Origin of the sequence: Martelella sp. AD-3 (genome assembly GCF_001578105.1) — a bacterium.
Classification (GTDB): Bacteria; Pseudomonadota; Alphaproteobacteria; order Rhizobiales; family Rhizobiaceae; genus Martelella.
This window is the reverse complement of the sequence record NZ_CP014275.1, coordinates 4,472,429-4,487,401: the sequence shown is the minus strand read 5'-3', so window position 1 is coordinate 4,487,401 and position 14,973 is coordinate 4,472,429. Positions and strand designations below refer to the sequence as shown.

Sequence of the window (14,973 nt, the reverse complement as noted above, 5' to 3'; positions counted from 1 at the left end):
CATGTTGAGCACCAAGGCCAAGCTTGTCGCCCTCATCCCGGTCATCGTCATCGGCGCGACCCTCTATCTCGGATGGACGCATATGACGCGGATGGAGGCGAACATCCTGTCGCAGGACGCGACGCTGACCGCGCCGATCACGCAGATCTCGGCCACCGTGCCGGGCCGGATCGCCGAGATCCATGTTTCAGAAAACGAGGCGGTGAAGAAGGGCGATCTTCTCTTCACACTCGAAGACGAATCCTACCGCCTTCTGGTGGCCCAGGCGGAAGCAGAACTGAAGGCGGCGGAGGCCCTCTATGATTCGCAGCAGCGCAGCATCGCCGCCGAGACCGCCAACGCCCAGATCGCCGTCCAGCAGATCGAACGCGCGCGCGCCAATCTGGAACTGGCCAACGAAACGCTGGAGCGCCTGTTGCCGCTGCAGCCCAAGGGCTATGTCACCGACCAGCAGGTGCAGGACGCGCGCACGGCAAAGCGCGACGCGGAGGTTTCCCTTGAACAGGCCTTGCAGCAATCCAAGGCCGCCGACGCGCTGATCTCCACGCCGGAGGAGACGCTTGCGGTGATCGAGGCCCGCCGCGCTGCGCTCGACCTCGCCAAGCACAACCTTGCCAATACGAAGATCTTTTCGCCGCATGACGGAAGGGTGGTCGGGTTGAAGTTCTCGAGCGGCCAGTTCGTCGTTTCCGGCGCGCCGCTCTTCACCCTCGTCAATACCGGCCAGTGGTTCGCGACAGCGCTCTACCGCGAGGCGGAACTGAAGAACCTGCCCGCGGGCGCCTGCGCCTCCGTCTATGTGATGGCCGATCGCTCGGTGGAAATCAGGGGGCGGGTCCAGGGCATCGGCTGGGGCGTGGCAACGGAAAGCATGATCGAGCTGCCGAGCGCGCTGCCCTATGTGCCGAAGGAACTCGACTGGGTGCAGATCGCGCAGCGTTTCCCGGTGCGCATCGAACTGATCGACCCGCCGGAAAACCTGATGCGCATCGGCGCATCCGCCTCGACAGTGGTTCGCCATGGCGACGATTGCTGAAAGCGCGCTGAGGCGAAAATCGCACCGGCTCTTCGATGACCTCAGGCCGTTTCCCGGGCGGTTGCGGCTTTCGCTCTCGATCGGCGCGATCTGCGCCATCTCGACCGTCATCTCGATGATGTATCATTTCCCGGAAGCCGCTATCGGCTGCTATCTGGTGATCTTCCTGATGCGCGCCAATGCGGCGGAAAACGTCGTCACCGGCATAGGCATCATCGTCGCCGTCTCCCTCGTGGTCGTGCTTTTGATCGGCATCATCAACCTGACGATCGACCATCCGCCCGCCCAGATCGCGGCCATCGTGCTCGCGTCCTTTGTCTTTCTCTATCTCGACTCGGCCACCAAGGCAGGCGAACAGGCGGGCATCGTCGCGCTGGTGATCGCCTTCGTGCTGACCTTGCTCGGCAATATCCCCCTCGGCGAGATCGCCACCCGCGCCGTGCTCTATGCCTGGGCCATGGTGTTCGTGCCGATGGCCGTGATGGCGGTCTACAACCTTCTCTTCGGTATTTCCCCGCAAAAACTCCTGCGCCAGACGATCGCCGAACGTCTGGAGCTTGCCGCGGAACGCCTCGAGACGCCCGACCCTGCCGACGACCTCGCTTTCACCGATGCGCTCGGCGAGGGCATGGCGGAATCCGACAAGCGACTGTTGCTGACGAAGCTCCTGAACCTTGTCTATGGCAAGGATTATGATTTTCTCGAGCGCGGACAGGCGCACAGCTACCGGCTTCTGCTTGCCGTCTCGGCCCTGCCGGCGGATGCCGAAGACAACAGCCGAGAAGAGCTCGCCGACATCTGCCGTGAAATGGCCGAGGCCGTTCTCCAGAAGAAGGACCTGCCGGATTTCAGCGCGGACCGGTTTGAAGCCACCCCCGTCTTTGCCGACATCGCGCGCGCGCTGGACGATCTCAGCCATATGGCGCCTCTGGAAAAGGGAGCGCCGGTCGACGATCCGGCTGTCTCCCCCGACATCTTCTCCAACCCCGTCCACCTGCAGTTCGCGCTGAAGACGACGCTTGCCGCCGTCACCTGTTTCTTCATCTACACCGCCATCGACTGGCAGGGCATCCATACGGCGATGATCACCTGTTACGTCGCGGCCCTCGGCACCACGGGAGACACGGTGCACAAGCTGGTGCTGCGCATCACCGGCTGCCTGATCGGCGCGTTTTTCGGTCTCGTCGCGATCCTCTTTGTCATTCCGCAGCTTGAATCCGTTGGCGGGCTTGCCTTTCTGGTTTTTGCCGTCGTCTCGCTCGCCGCCTGGGTTTCGACCGGCAACGAGCGGATTTCCTATGGCGGCGTGCAGATCGCGCTCGCCTTTTTGCTGACCGTGCTGCAGGGTTTCGGGCCGACCACGGATCTCAGCGCGGCGGGCGATCGCATCATCGGCATCCTGCTCGGCAATGCCGTCGTCTATGTGATCTTCACCAATATCTGGCCGGTCAGCGTCGGCGACGAGGTGAGACGCCGCGTCGGCCTCGCGACAGCAAAGCTGAAGGCGCTCGCCGGCCTTGACTTTGCAACCCGCCGCTCCTCGACCGCGCTGGTCGCCTCGGTCCAGAACGATCTCGGCGTGATCCGCAACGCTGTCGAGATGGCCTCCTACGAACCGCGCCACATGCGCCCGTCGCTTGAGGCGCGCGGCGACTATGCCGCAAGAGCGCGGGCGCTGAATGACCTTTCGCTTGCCCTTTATTTCCGACCCGATCCGCCGCCCGTTCCCGAACCGGACCCGATCACAAGCCCCGCCGAACCGGCGGACTTTTCGAACACCGCCCAACCGGGAGAAACGACGTGACGCGAAACCTCCTTTCCGGCATGACCGGGATCATGGCCGTGATCACCCTCGCCGCTCTTGGCGGCTGTGCAGCCGATTCCCTGTCGCTCGCCCCGCCCTCGCCGGAGCGGCCCTGGCAGCCGGCGGCGGAAAACACCAATGCGGATGACCTGAAGACCGCAGCCGAAGGCGGCACGGAACTGGCGCTCTCGAAGCCTGTCGTCGACACGCAGAAAACCTATACGCTGCCGGAACTGATCGACCTTGCCCAACGCACCAATCCGGGCACGCGCGCGGCCTGGGAGGAGGCCCGCCAGGCGGCGCTCGCCGTCGGCATGGCGGAGGCCACCTACCTGCCGGTGATCACCGCCAATGTGATTGCCGGCACCAACCGGAACGCGGCCGAACTGCCGATCCCGATCGGCGGCTCGGCCTATTTCGACAGCAATATCCAGGGCGTGGTGCCGTTCATGGCGCTGCAATGGCTGGCGCTTGATTTCGGCGGCCGCAGCGCCGTCGTGGAGGCGGCAAAGCAGATGTCCCTGGCGTCGAACTACCAGTTCAACGCCATGCACCAGAAGCTGGTCTTCGCCGTCACCGGCGCCTATCACGACTACAACGCCGCGCGCGCCCATCGGCGGGCGGCAAGCCAGGCGCTTGCAAACAGCCGCACGGTTTTCGATGCCGTGCGGGCCCGGCGCGAACGCGGCCTTGCCACCTCCGTCGACGAGGCCCAGGCCGAGCAGATCGTCGCCCAGGCGGAACTGGGGCTTGTGCAGGCAAAGGGCGGCGAGCAGGACAGCTACCAGGCGCTTCTCGGCGCGCTCGGCATCTCGCCGATGTCGAAGCTCACCGTTCAGGACACCGCCGGACGCGGCCTGCCGTCTTCTTCCCGCGCGCCGGTCGACACCATGATCGAGATTGCACTTTCCAACCGGCCCGACATTCTGGCGGGCTATGCGACGCTCGAGGCAAGCCGCGAGGGCGTGAAAAAGGCGAAATCCGACTTCATGCCGAAAATCGGCGTGTTCGGCACGCTCTCATCATACGAGACCGGCGTGACGGCGGGCGGCCTGCCGACCATCGACAATAACGGGCTCAACGGCAACATCATGATCGGCGCCACCATCCCGCTCTATGATGCCGGCATGCGCGACGCCAATCTGAAACAGGCCGAAAGCCGGGTCGAGGCCGCAAAGCGCAATTTCGAGCAGTTGAAGGACGCCGCCGCCCGCGAGATCGTGGTCGCCTCGAATGCGCTGACGACGGCGCTTCAGGCCAATGTCTCATCTGTCAAGCTCCGCCAGGCCGCCTACAAGACCTATGATTCGGCGCTTGAGGCCTATCGGAACGGCGTCGGCACCGTCTCGGCGCTGGCAACTGCCCAGACCGGCCTGCTCGAGGCGCGGCTTGCCGAAAGCGATGCGCGCGAGGCCGCCTTCACCGCCGCCGCCAATCTTGCCTTCGTGCTCGGCACCTCGACATCGGCCGCCGTTCCCCGCTAAGAGTTTCGCTGCAATCATCGCGACGCCGCTCGGCGTTTCGTTTTCAGGAGAGAGCATGCACAGTCCGCGTTCGATACCAAGATGGAGCGTGCTGCTGCCGTTTCTGGCGGCGGTCGTCGTTGCGCTCGAGATCGTCGGCCTGCTTCATGACACATCGGTGGTCTTCCTGGTGCCGGCGGTCCTGCTGCTCGGCGGCTCGGTCTTCGCCTCGGTGCTGCATGCCGAAATTCTCGGCGCCAAGGTGGGAGAGCCGATGGGCTCGATCATTCTTGCCGGCTGCGTGACGCTGATCGAGGTGGCGCTGATCGTCTCGATCATGCTGTCGGGCGCAGAAGGCACCGATGCCGTGGCGCGCGACACGGTGTTTTCCGCCGTGATGATCGTGCTGAACGGCATTATCGGGCTCTGTCTCGTGGCCGGCGGGCGAATCTACCACGAACAGAGCTTCAAGCTTGCTGCCGCCACCGCCGCCCTCGCCGTGCTCGGCACACTGTCGACGCTTGCCTTCGTGCTGCCGAACTTTGCGATCTCGGGCCCGGCGCGGCAATATTCCTGGGCCCAGCTTCTCGTCGTCAGTATCTGCTGCCTGGTGCTTTACGGCGTGTTCCTGTTCGTCCAGACGGTGCGCCACCGCAACTATTTCACCGAGGAGACGGATGAGGAGGAGGGCGACTTCTTTCCGGACCACCATGCGCCGTCAAGGCGGATGACGGCGACAAGCGCGGTGATGCTGCCCTTTTCTCTGCTGATGGTCATCCTGCTGGCCGAAATGCTGTCTGCGCCGCTTGACCGGGGCATAGCGGCGGCCGGCCTGCCGCAGACGCTTGTCGGCGTGATGATCGCGGCGCTGGTGCTGTTGCCGGAGGGCATTTCATCGGTGCAGGCGGCGTTCAAGAACAGGATCCAGCAGAGCATCAACCTCGTGCTCGGCTCGGCGCTTGCCAGTATCGGCCTGTCGATCCCGATCGTGGCGCTGATCTCGATCGCGCTCGGCAGACAGATGACGCTCGGGCTCGAACCGGAGCAGATGGTGATGCTCATTCTGACGCTGTTCGTCAGCACGATCACGCTTGGAACAGGCCGCACCACCGTTTTGCAGGGCGCGGTCCATCTGGTGATCTTCGCCGTCTTCGTGCTCCTGACGCTGGTGCCCTGACGCCGGTCAGCGCGCGGCCCGGATCACGGTTTCGCCATCGGCCGTCAGGAGAAGGTCGCCGTTTTCGGCGATATTGAAACCATTGACCGCGTCGATCGCCCGGAAGAAGTCCATTTCCAGCGCCATCAAGGGCTCCTCGCACGCCATGTTGGTGGCCGCCAGCGGGCCAATCTCAAGACCGCCCTCGCCGCCAAGCTTCACCGCGCCCATAAAGCGGTTGCAGCCGGCGGAACCTGAAATCCGGCCGTCGGCGCTGACCGAAATCGTCACCTCGCCGCTGTCGCCGACGCTCTCCGGGCCAATCTCCGAAACGGTCCATTCCGGCCCGGCAAGAAGCGACATCGTGTCGCCGCCGCAGCCTTTGAGAACGCCCGTTGCCGTTTCCAGCTCGACCGCCTGCGGGAAAAGCCGTCCGCTCATGTCGTCGCGGCAGAGCCGGTCGCGGACGGCGAAGGACAGGCCGAAGGCAGCGAAGTCGTAATGATAGGCGCCTTCCGAGATTTCCGCTTCGGGAATGCGCAGATCGAGCCGGTCGTCTCCGTAGTTGAGATCGAGGCGGAAACGCCCATTCGCCATAACCGCGCGCCAGCCGGGCTCGTTGCCCTGCGCCGTCCAGCTGTTGTCATCCTCAACCATCTCGCACTCTGGCAGGGTCACGCCGTCAAGCGTCAGCGTCGCCTTGTCGCCCTTGCCCCAGAACTCGTTCCGACCGTCCTCGCTCGCAAACCGCGCGCCATCGGCCGAGATCGCCTGGGGAAGCTCGAAAATCCTCTCATCCGTCTCGATAACGGCCAGATTGTCGCGGAATCCGATGGTGAAGCGGTCATCGCCACAAGCCCAGGTGGACTGGAAACCGGAGGGCGTGAAGCCCGAGAGCCAGATGGTGCCGATATCGACATCCGCCGTTCCCGCTGCAACCTCCACCGGATCGCTGACGAAGCGAAGCGCGTCATCGATCATGATCGCGGCCGTGAGGTCGCCCTTGAACCCGCCGGGAACGGAAAACGAAAACGGCAACGGCACCTGCCGCCCATCCGCCGCTTCGCTCATGCCGCCAAGCTCGTTGCCCTGAAAGCCCGTCAGGAAGACGATCAGTTCGGCGTTATCCGGCAATGCCATGCGTTCACGGTAGGTAGCCTCGCCTGAGACCGTCCGCGTCTCCTGCGCAAGAGCAGACGATGATGCCAGAGCGGCAATGAGAGTGATCAGGGTTTTCGACATGGTGACCTCCGGTTTTCTGACAATTTTTGGCCCAAGCCTAACCGCGTCACGCAACAGGTCAATGTCGGCTGACCAAGATCAGCCGTCGCTTTCAAACATCGGCCCGCCCTTGTGGCGCGGAAAGCCATAGCCGTGGATTTCGACAAGGTCGATATCGGCAGGCTTTTCGGCGATGCCTTCGGCCAGGATCGCACGCCCCTCGTCCGCCATTGCCTTCACAAGCAGATCGGCGATCGCCTCGAGGCTCAGCCGGGAGGAGTTCGTGATCCGGGCTCTCAACAGGGCATGCACCGTGTCGGAAACGATCGGCGTCCGGCTTCCCGGCGCGTAGTCATACCAGCCGCCGCCGGTCTTCTGCCCCTTGCGTCCGGCGCGCACGAGAATATCGCCGAGCGTCTCCGGCACCTGCCTGCCCTCAGCCCGCGCGCCCTCGCGCTGCAGGAAGGCGATGTCGAGGCCGCCGAGATCCTGTGCCTCGAACGGGCCCATCCTGAAGCCGTAGTCGCGCATGGCCGCGTCGATATCGGCAATTGCGACACCCTGTTCGACAAGGTCTTCGGCCGCCGCGCGATAGCGCTTCAAGATACGGTTTCCGATAAAGCCCTCGCAGATTCCGGCGCGCACCGGCATCTTGCCGAGCCTTTTGGCAAGCGCAAAACCTGTCGCAAGCACGGTCTCGGAGGTCTCCGGCACCGGCACGATTTCGAGCAGTTTCATCACATGGGCGGGCGAGAAGAAATGCAGACCGATGACGCGATCGGGGTTCGGCAGGCCCTCCGCGATCAAACGCGGATCGAGATAGGATGTGTTGGTGGCCAGCACCGCATCGGGCCGGCAGACGGCGCCGAGCCGTTCAAAGACAGCGCGCTTGACGGAAATCTCCTCGAACACCGCCTCGATCACGAGATCGCAATCGCCGAGCGCCCTGTATTCCGTGGTGCCGCCCAGAGATGCCATCAGCTCGACGCGGCCCGCCTCGGTGAGCTTGCCGCGCTTGACTGAGCCCGCCAGGATGCCGTCAATCGTGCGGATGCCGCGCGCGACAGCCTCTTCGTCGCGCTCGATCAGGGTGACGGAGAGCCCGGCATTGAGCGCCGCGACCGCGATGCCCGCCCCCATCGTGCCGCCGCCGATGACGCCGACCGACGATATGTCCAGCGGCTCGATGCCCTTCAGGCTTTCAGGTCGCGTCGCCGCGCGCTCGGCAAAGAAGACGTGGCGGAGCGCTGCGGCTTCCTTCGAAGCGCGCAGTTCGAGAAAAACGTCGCGCTCATGTTTCATCGCCGCATCAAACGGATTTTCGACGGCGAAGCGGATGGCGGCCAGCACTTCCAGCGGCGCGCGGTAGCCTGGCTTTGCCGCGTCCTTTTCGGCCGCTGCCCAGAAACCCTCCGCGGGCGCGGTGACCGGACGCTCCCGCGTCTTCGGCGGCAGCGGTTTCTCCATCGCCCGCTCGGCAAAGGCGACGGCCTCCCCGACGAGATCACCCTCGGCGATCGCATCGATCAGCCCCGCCTCAAGCGCGGGTTTCGCCTTCATCGGACGACCCGAGACGGCAAGCTTGACCGCCGTCTCGACGCCCGCAAGGCGCGGCGTGCGCACCGTGCCGGAAGCGCCGGGGATGAGGCCCAGCGTGACTTCCGGCAGGCCGACGGACGCCTTCGCGTCCGCGATCCGGAGACGGCAGCCAAGCGCTACTTCAAATCCGCCGCCGAGCGCGGACCCGTGAATGGCCGCCACCCAGGGTTTTTCCGCATCCTCTATTGCTGCCACCACGTCGGGCAGAAGCGGCTCCTGCGGCGGCAGGTCGAACTCGCGCACATCGGCCCCTGCAATGAAGGTGCGTCCGGCGCAGGCGAGCACCACGGCCTTCACAGCATCATCGGCATCAAGCGTTGCGACGGCTTCGACGAGCGCACCGCGCACCGAATTCGAGAGCGCGTTGACGGGCGGATTGTCGATGGTCACCACGGCGATTGCGCCGCGATGGTCGATCGTCACTACAGTCTTCATCTCAGATTCCAAGATAGGCCTCGCGCACCTGCGGGTCGGCGATCAGGGCTGCCGCCGCGCCTTCCATGGTGATGCGGCCGGTTTCCATCACATAGCCGCGATCGGCGATCTTCAGCGCCCCATAGGCATTCTGCTCGACGAGAAGCACGGTCACGTCGCGCGCCTTCAGGGCCTTCACCACGTCGAAGATCTGGGCAACCAGCAGCGGCGCGAGGCCCATGGAGGGTTCGTCCAGCAGCAGGCAGGCGGGTCGGCCCATCAGCGCGCGGGCGATCGCCAGCATCTGCTGCTGACCGCCGGAAAGCCCGCCGGCCATCAGATTGCGCTTCTCCTTCAGGATCGGGAACATGGCGAAAGCGTCTTCCATGTCGCGCTCGACGCGCTCATCGGTATAGAGGAAGGCGCCGAGCCTCAGATTTTCCTCAACCGAAAGATTGGTGAATATCTGCCGGCCTTCCGGCGACTGGGCAAGGCCCTGCCTCAGCCGTTTGAAGGCGGGAACGGCGGTCATCACCTCGCCGCGAAAGATCATCTCGCCGTCGGTCACCGGCTGCAGGCCGGAGAGGCATTTCAAAAGCGTCGTCTTGCCCGCGCCATTGGCGCCGACCACGGTGACGATCTCGCCGGATTTCACCTCGAGATCGATGCCGTGCAGCACCTCGATGCGGCCATAGGCCGAGCGCAGGCCCTTAACCGTCAGCATCGGCGGCCTCCTCTTCGGTTCCGAGATAGGCGGCGATCACCGCCTTGTTGCGCGATACGGTTTCCGGATCGCCCTCGGCGATCTTCTCACCGTGATCGAGCACCACGATATGGTTGGAGATCCGCATCACCATCTTCATGTCGTGCTCGACGAGAAGGATGGCGATGCCGGTTTTTGCGAGTTCGGCAATCAGCCGGTCGATCTCCTCCGTTTCCACCGCGTTGCAGCCAGCCGCCGGCTCGTCAAGCAGCAGGACGCGGGGGGAAACGGCAAGGGCGCGGGCGATTTCCAGCCGCTTGAGCGCGCCATAGGAAAGATTTCCTGCCTGGCGTTCGGCCGCCTTTTGCAGGCCGACACGCGCAAGCAGTTCCTCAGCGCCTCTTTTGGCTTCCGCCGCCCGTTTCTTCGAGGCCGGAAGCGACAGGAGATCGGCAATGAGCGCGCCGCGCTCCTGCAGGTGAAACCCGGCGATGACATTTTCCAGAACCGTCATTTCCTGGAAGATCTGCAGGTTCTGGAAGGTGCGCGTCAGGCCGAGATTTGCCAGCCGGTCGGGCCGTTTTGCCGTAATGTCGCGCCCCTCCAGCATCACCTTGCCCTCGCCGGGCAGATAGACGCCAGAGATCATATTGAACAGCGTGGTCTTGCCCGCGCCGTTCGGCCCGATCACCGAGACGATCTCGCCGGCCTTTGCCGAAAAGCTGACATTGTTGACGGCGCGCAGGCCGCCGAAGGAAATGCCGAGGCACTGAACATCAAGAAGGCTCATTCGTCCCTCCCCTTCAGTTTGCTTGCGATCGAGGGCAGAAGCCCGCGCGGCAGGAAGATCATCACCGAAATCATGATGGCGCCGAGGACGAGCTGTTCATATTCGGCAAACACCGTCAGCACCTGCGGCAGGAGCGTGAGGATCGCAGCGCCCAGCATGGCCCCGAGAATGGAGCCGACGCCGCCGAGCACGGCCATGGAGACCATTTCGATCGAATGCATGAAGCCGGCGACGTCCGGCGTGATGAACCGGTTCTGCAGCGCCAGAAGCGAACCGGCGACCGAGGCATAGACGGCGGAAATGATGAAGGCCTGCAGCTTGACGCGGGCGACATCGATGCCGACCGTGCGGGCGGCGACTTCCGAACCGTGCAGCGCGCGCATGGCGCGGCCCGTCGGGCTCATTGCCAGATTGAGCGCGATCCAGACTCCGATGACGAGCACGATGCCTGAAACGCCATACCAGAACTCGCCGCCCGACAGGCGCCAACCCATGTCGCGCAGAAAATCGCGCAGGCCAAGCTCCGGCACGGCCATGCCGTCCGGTCCGCCCGTCAACTGCCGCTCATTGGTGAGTACCAGTGACACAAGAATGCCGAAGCCGAGCGTCGCCACGGCCAGATAATAGCCTTTGAGCTTGAGGATCGGCCGACCGATAAGGGCAGCCACTCCGCCTGAAATGACCGCGCCGAGAAGGGCGGCAAGGGCCGGATGCAGGCCCAGATATTCCGGCGCGAGCGCACATGAATAAGCACCGATGCCGGCAAAGCCCGCATGGCCGAGCGAGATCTGCCCGGCATAGCCGATCAGGATGACGAGGCCGATCACCGAAAGCGCGTTGACGAAGATCAGCGCACCGACGCGGTAGTAATAGCCCGACGGAAAGAAGAAGGGCAGGACGGCGACGAGGGCCGCGACGATCGCGATCTGGATCCATTTCGAATGTGCTGACATCGCCTCAGACCCTTTCCGTCGACTTCGCGCCGAACAGGCCCTGGGGCATGGCGAACAGAACGGCAAGGATGACGACGAAGGCGACCGCTTCCTTGTATTGCGAGGAAATATAACCGGCCGTCAGCGCCTCCATCAGGCCGAGCGCGATGCCGCCGACGAGCGCGCCCTTGGGATTGCCCATGCCGCCGAGCATGGCGGCGGCAAAGCCCTTCAGCGCCAGCGCCACGCCGACATCATAGCTGACAAGCGTGATCGGCGTGATCAGCACGCCCGCAAGGGCGGCAATCGCGGCCGACAGCGAGAAGGACAGCGTCATAACCCAGTTTGTGTTGATGCCGACAAGCTGGGCGGCGAGCCGGTTGTTGGCGGCCGCCAGCACGGCCTTGCCGGTCAGCGTCTTGGTGAAGAAGGCCCAGAGGCCGACGAAGACAAAGACGGCGCCGCCGATCACCCACAGGCTCTGCGGCAGGATGGTCGCGCCGAGAATGTGAATCGGATCGTCGCCGGAAAAGGCGGGAAAGCGATGAAGCTGCTTGTCGAAGACAAGCTGCGCGACGCCGCGGATGAAGATCGAGGCGCCGATGGTGATGATCACCAGCGAGACCACCGGCGCGCCGCGCGCGGGCTCGATCGCAAGCTTGTTGAGCGCGACGCCGACGGCTGCGGTGATGACGATGGCGAGAAGGCCGGCGAGCGGCAGCGGCAGGCCGGCGGCATAGGTAAAGGCGGTGATCATGCCGCCGAGCATGACGAATTCGCCCTGCGCGAAATTCACCACGTCTGAGGCGTTGTAGATGATCGTGAAGCCGAGCGCGACGAGCGCGTAGACCGCGCCAACCGTAAAGCCCGACAGAATGAATTGCATCAAAGCGTCCATGGATGGATCCCGAACGGTGACAGCGAAGGAGCGGGCAGACACCACCCGCGGCGAACGCCCCGCACCCGTCATAGGCGCGGGGCGTCTTTCAAATCGTCAGTCGATCGACGTCCAGCCGCCATTCTCGATTTCGAGCATGCGGAAGGCGGAAAGATCGAGACCGAGATGATTGTCCGGGCCCATGGTGTAGACGCCGGTGGTGCCGACGAGGCCGTCGGTCGCCTCCAGCGCGTCACGAATGGCATCGGGGTCTTCGCCGCCAGCCTGTTCCATGGCGTTGACCATCAGCAGGAAGGCGTCATTTGCGTAGCCGCCGAAGGTCGAGACGTTCTGGTTGTACTTGTCCTCGTAGGCGGTCTTGTAATCCATCACCACATCGCGCTGGATATCGTCTTCCGGCAGAATGTCGGCGATCAGAAGTGCGGTGCCCGGCAGGCGCACGCCCTCCGACGCCTCCGGACCGACGAGCTCGATAAAGCTGTCGGAGGCCACGCCGTGGCTCTGGTAGAGCGGCAGGCCGATGCCGAGCTGGCTGGCATTGCGGGTGACGATCGCCGGACCCTGGCCGAAGCCCGGGTTGAGGATCGCCTGAACGCCCTCGGTGTTCTTGATCTTGGTGAGCTGCGGCGTCATGTCGGCATCGCTCGGGCCGTAGATCTCGTCGGCGAGGATTTCGATGTCATAGTCGCCGGCAACGTCCTTGCACTGCGCCTGCATCGACGCGCCGAAGCCGTCGGTGCCGGAGATCATGCCGATCCTGGTGATGCCGTTCTTCTGCATGTTGTCGAAGATCTTCTCGCAGGCCATGCGGTCGGTATGCGGCGTCTTGAAGACATAGTCCTTGACCGGATCGATGATCTGGATCGCGCCGGCGAGCGAGATGAAGGGAATGCCTTCGTCCTCGGCAACCGAGAGGATCGACATGGAGGTGCCGGTTGTGGTGCCGCCGATGATGGCGACCACTTCGTCATCCTCGATCAGGCGGGTGGCGAAGGTGCGCGCCTTGTTGGGGTCGCCGCCATCATCATAAAGCGTCAGATCGATCTTCTCGCCATTGATGCCGCCCTTGGCGTTCAGTTCCTCGACCAGCATTTCGATGGTCTTGGCTTCCGGATCGCCGAGAAAGGCGGCAGGACCCGTGGCCGAAAGGCTGGCGCCGAGCCTGATCTCGGCGCTTGCGGCCGTTGCGAGACCGAACGTGGCGAGCATCGCCAGAGCCGTTGTTGTCATCAATTTCATTGGATTCTCCTCCCTGATGTATCCAAAACGAGCTGTCAGGCCGCCTCTCAGGCGGCTCTGGGCCAGCGGATCATGACGCGCCGGAACCGCGGCGCGACAAAGGCCGTGTCGGTGAGGCTCGCATTGCCCGAAGGGTTTGCGCCCGTGACATGGTAGTCCGAGAAGGCCGCCGACTGATTGACATAGATATTGCCGGTGAGGTTCACCGAGAGATTGACACCGGCCTTCGAAAAGGCCGTTGCGGCCTCCTCGATCAGCGCGCCGTCCGTGGCATAAAGGGCCGCCGTGATCGCGCCCTTTTCGGCTGCGATGGCCGAAGCCCTGGCGATGGCGTCATGCGCATCTTTGCAGGCGATGAAGAAGGACACCGGGCCGAAGCATTCGTCACGCTCAAGGCCGCCTTCACGGTCATCGGCCACAACAAGAAGCGGCGTCGCCGAGGCGCCAAGCCCGGTCTCGCGGCTTTCGCGCACGACGCGGCCGGCATGGCGGGCCTTCGCGACGCGCTCGAAGGTCGCGGCATTGGCGATCGCGCCGCAGACCGAGGATGCCTGCGCGCCGTCTTCAAGCAGCCTGTCGATGGCAGCGACGATGCCGCCGACGACCTCATCGAAGCTCTTGTGGCCCTCATCCGTCTCGATGCCGCCCTTCGACAGATAGAGGTTCTGCGGCGAGGTGCACATCTGGCCGGAATAGAGCGACAGCGAAAAGGCGATGTTGTCGCACATGCCGGCAAAATCATCCGTGCCGGTGATGGTGATCGAGTTGACGCCGGTCTCCTCGGTAAAGACGAGAGCGCCGTCCGCATTCTTCCGCAGCCAAGCGGCAAAGACGGAGGAGCCGGTATAGTCGATGATCGAGAACGCCCGGGTTTCGACCAGCGCCTTGGTGATTTCCGCGCCCGGCTCGTCTGCGGCGAGCAGAACCACATCCGGCGAGAAGCCTTCTTCCGCCAGAACTTCACGCAAAACCTTGACGGTGAGCGCCAGCGGCAGGATCGCGCCCGGATGCGGCTTGACGATCACCGTGTTTCCGGTGGCAAGGCTGGCGAACAACCCCGGATAGCCGTTCCAGTTCGGAAACGTCTGGCAGCCGATCATCAGCGACATGCCGCGCGGGACAATGCGCCAGCGCTTTTCCAGCGTGATCGGGTCGCGCTTGCCCTGCGGCTTTACCCAGGTGGCGGCGGTGGCGCTGCCGGTCATCTCCGCATAGGCCGCGGCAACGGCTTCCAGCCCGCGATCCTGCGCATGCGGGCCGCCGGCCTGAAAGGCCATGGGAAAGGCCTGTCCGGTGGTGTGCATGGTGGCGTGGCCGATGAGAAAGCTCATGGCATTGAGCCGGGTGAGCGCCTCCAGAAGAATGCCGGCGCGGGTTTCCGGATCGGCGGACGCCCACGAATGCGATGCCTTCTCGCAGGCCGCGATCAGCGTTGCTGGATCGGCGGCAGGATAGGAAATGGCGAGCGTCTGGCCCCACGGCGCATTCTCGCGGCCGACGCGGCGGGTCTCGGGATGGCCCGGAATATCGAAAGCACTGCCGACAAGCGCTTCGAAACCGGCAATGCCGTCGGCCTTGGCGGTCTCGCCATAGACCTTGCCCGACGGCACTTCCGGAAAGGGCGTCCAGAAGGCACGGGTCCTGAGCGCTTCCACCGCCCGCGCCAGCAGCGCGGAATGGCGATCGTATAGGTTCGTCATGTCTCCTCCCAAATTCTG

Annotated in this window: 12 protein-coding genes; 4 read left to right on the top strand and 8 right to left on the bottom strand. The window is 64.1% G+C overall.

Annotated elements, in window-relative coordinates; genetic code table 11:
- Position 1: 1 nt before the first annotated feature.
- From mdtN to AZF01_RS20755, 4 genes are read left to right on the top strand one after another with little or no spacing between them, the layout of a single operon-like run.
- Positions 2 to 1,036 carry a multidrug transporter subunit MdtN gene (mdtN, locus tag AZF01_RS20770; RefSeq protein WP_024706767.1) on the top strand — a complete coding sequence of 345 codons (1,035 nt, stop codon included), beginning with the start codon at positions 2 to 4 and terminating at the stop codon, positions 1,034 to 1,036.
- The gene (locus AZF01_RS20765) at positions 1,020 to 2,840 is read left to right on the top strand and encodes an FUSC family protein (protein WP_024706768.1); all 1,821 of its coding nucleotides are present in this window, start codon (positions 1,020 to 1,022) and stop codon (positions 2,838 to 2,840) included. Before mdtN ends, AZF01_RS20765 begins: the two co-directional genes overlap by 17 nt.
- Entirely contained in the window at positions 2,837 to 4,324 is a 1,488-nt protein-coding gene (locus AZF01_RS20760; RefSeq protein ID WP_024706769.1) for a TolC family protein, read from the top strand. The genes AZF01_RS20765 and AZF01_RS20760 overlap by 4 nt, the downstream gene beginning before the upstream one ends.
- Positions 4,325 to 4,379: 55 nt before the next feature.
- Positions 4,380 to 5,480: a calcium:proton antiporter gene (locus AZF01_RS20755; RefSeq protein ID WP_024706770.1), complete on the top strand. Its 1,101-nt coding sequence runs from the start codon at positions 4,380 to 4,382 to the stop codon at positions 5,478 to 5,480.
- 6 nt (positions 5,481 to 5,486) lie between these two features.
- On the opposite strand, the gene AZF01_RS20750 is transcribed toward AZF01_RS20755, so the two are convergent.
- The 8 genes from AZF01_RS20750 to paaN form a co-directional block, all read right to left on the bottom strand.
- Complete coding sequence (locus tag AZF01_RS20750; protein ID WP_024706771.1) at positions 5,487 to 6,701, bottom strand: META domain-containing protein; 1,215 nt, start codon at positions 6,699 to 6,701, stop codon at positions 5,487 to 5,489.
- 78 nt (positions 6,702 to 6,779) lie between these two features.
- Positions 6,780 to 8,714 carry a 3-hydroxyacyl-CoA dehydrogenase NAD-binding domain-containing protein gene (locus tag AZF01_RS20745; protein ID WP_036236051.1) on the bottom strand — a complete coding sequence of 645 codons (1,935 nt, stop codon included), beginning with the start codon at positions 8,712 to 8,714 and terminating at the stop codon, positions 6,780 to 6,782.
- A gap of 1 nt (position 8,715) precedes the next feature.
- Positions 8,716 to 9,417: an ABC transporter ATP-binding protein gene (locus AZF01_RS20740; RefSeq protein WP_024706773.1), complete on the bottom strand. Its 702-nt coding sequence runs from the start codon at positions 9,415 to 9,417 to the stop codon at positions 8,716 to 8,718.
- Positions 9,404 to 10,186: an ABC transporter ATP-binding protein gene (locus AZF01_RS20735; protein ID WP_024706774.1), complete on the bottom strand. Its 783-nt coding sequence runs from the start codon at positions 10,184 to 10,186 to the stop codon at positions 9,404 to 9,406. Before AZF01_RS20735 ends, AZF01_RS20740 begins: the two co-directional genes overlap by 14 nt.
- Complete coding sequence (locus AZF01_RS20730; protein WP_024706775.1) at positions 10,183 to 11,139, bottom strand: branched-chain amino acid ABC transporter permease; 957 nt, start codon at positions 11,137 to 11,139, stop codon at positions 10,183 to 10,185. Before AZF01_RS20730 ends, AZF01_RS20735 begins: the two co-directional genes overlap by 4 nt.
- 4 nt (positions 11,140 to 11,143) lie before the next feature.
- Entirely contained in the window at positions 11,144 to 12,016 is an 873-nt protein-coding gene (locus AZF01_RS20725) for a branched-chain amino acid ABC transporter permease (RefSeq protein WP_024706776.1), read from the bottom strand.
- Between the two features lie 96 nt (positions 12,017 to 12,112).
- On the bottom strand, positions 12,113 to 13,255 hold the full coding sequence (locus AZF01_RS20720) for an ABC transporter substrate-binding protein (RefSeq protein WP_024706777.1): 1,143 nt from the start codon (positions 13,253 to 13,255) through the stop codon (positions 12,113 to 12,115).
- A gap of 47 nt (positions 13,256 to 13,302) precedes the next feature.
- Positions 13,303 to 14,955, bottom strand: a complete 1,653-nt coding sequence (paaN, locus tag AZF01_RS20715; protein WP_024706778.1) for a phenylacetic acid degradation protein PaaN — start codon at positions 14,953 to 14,955, stop codon at positions 13,303 to 13,305.
- Positions 14,956 to 14,973: the final 18 nt, after the last annotated feature.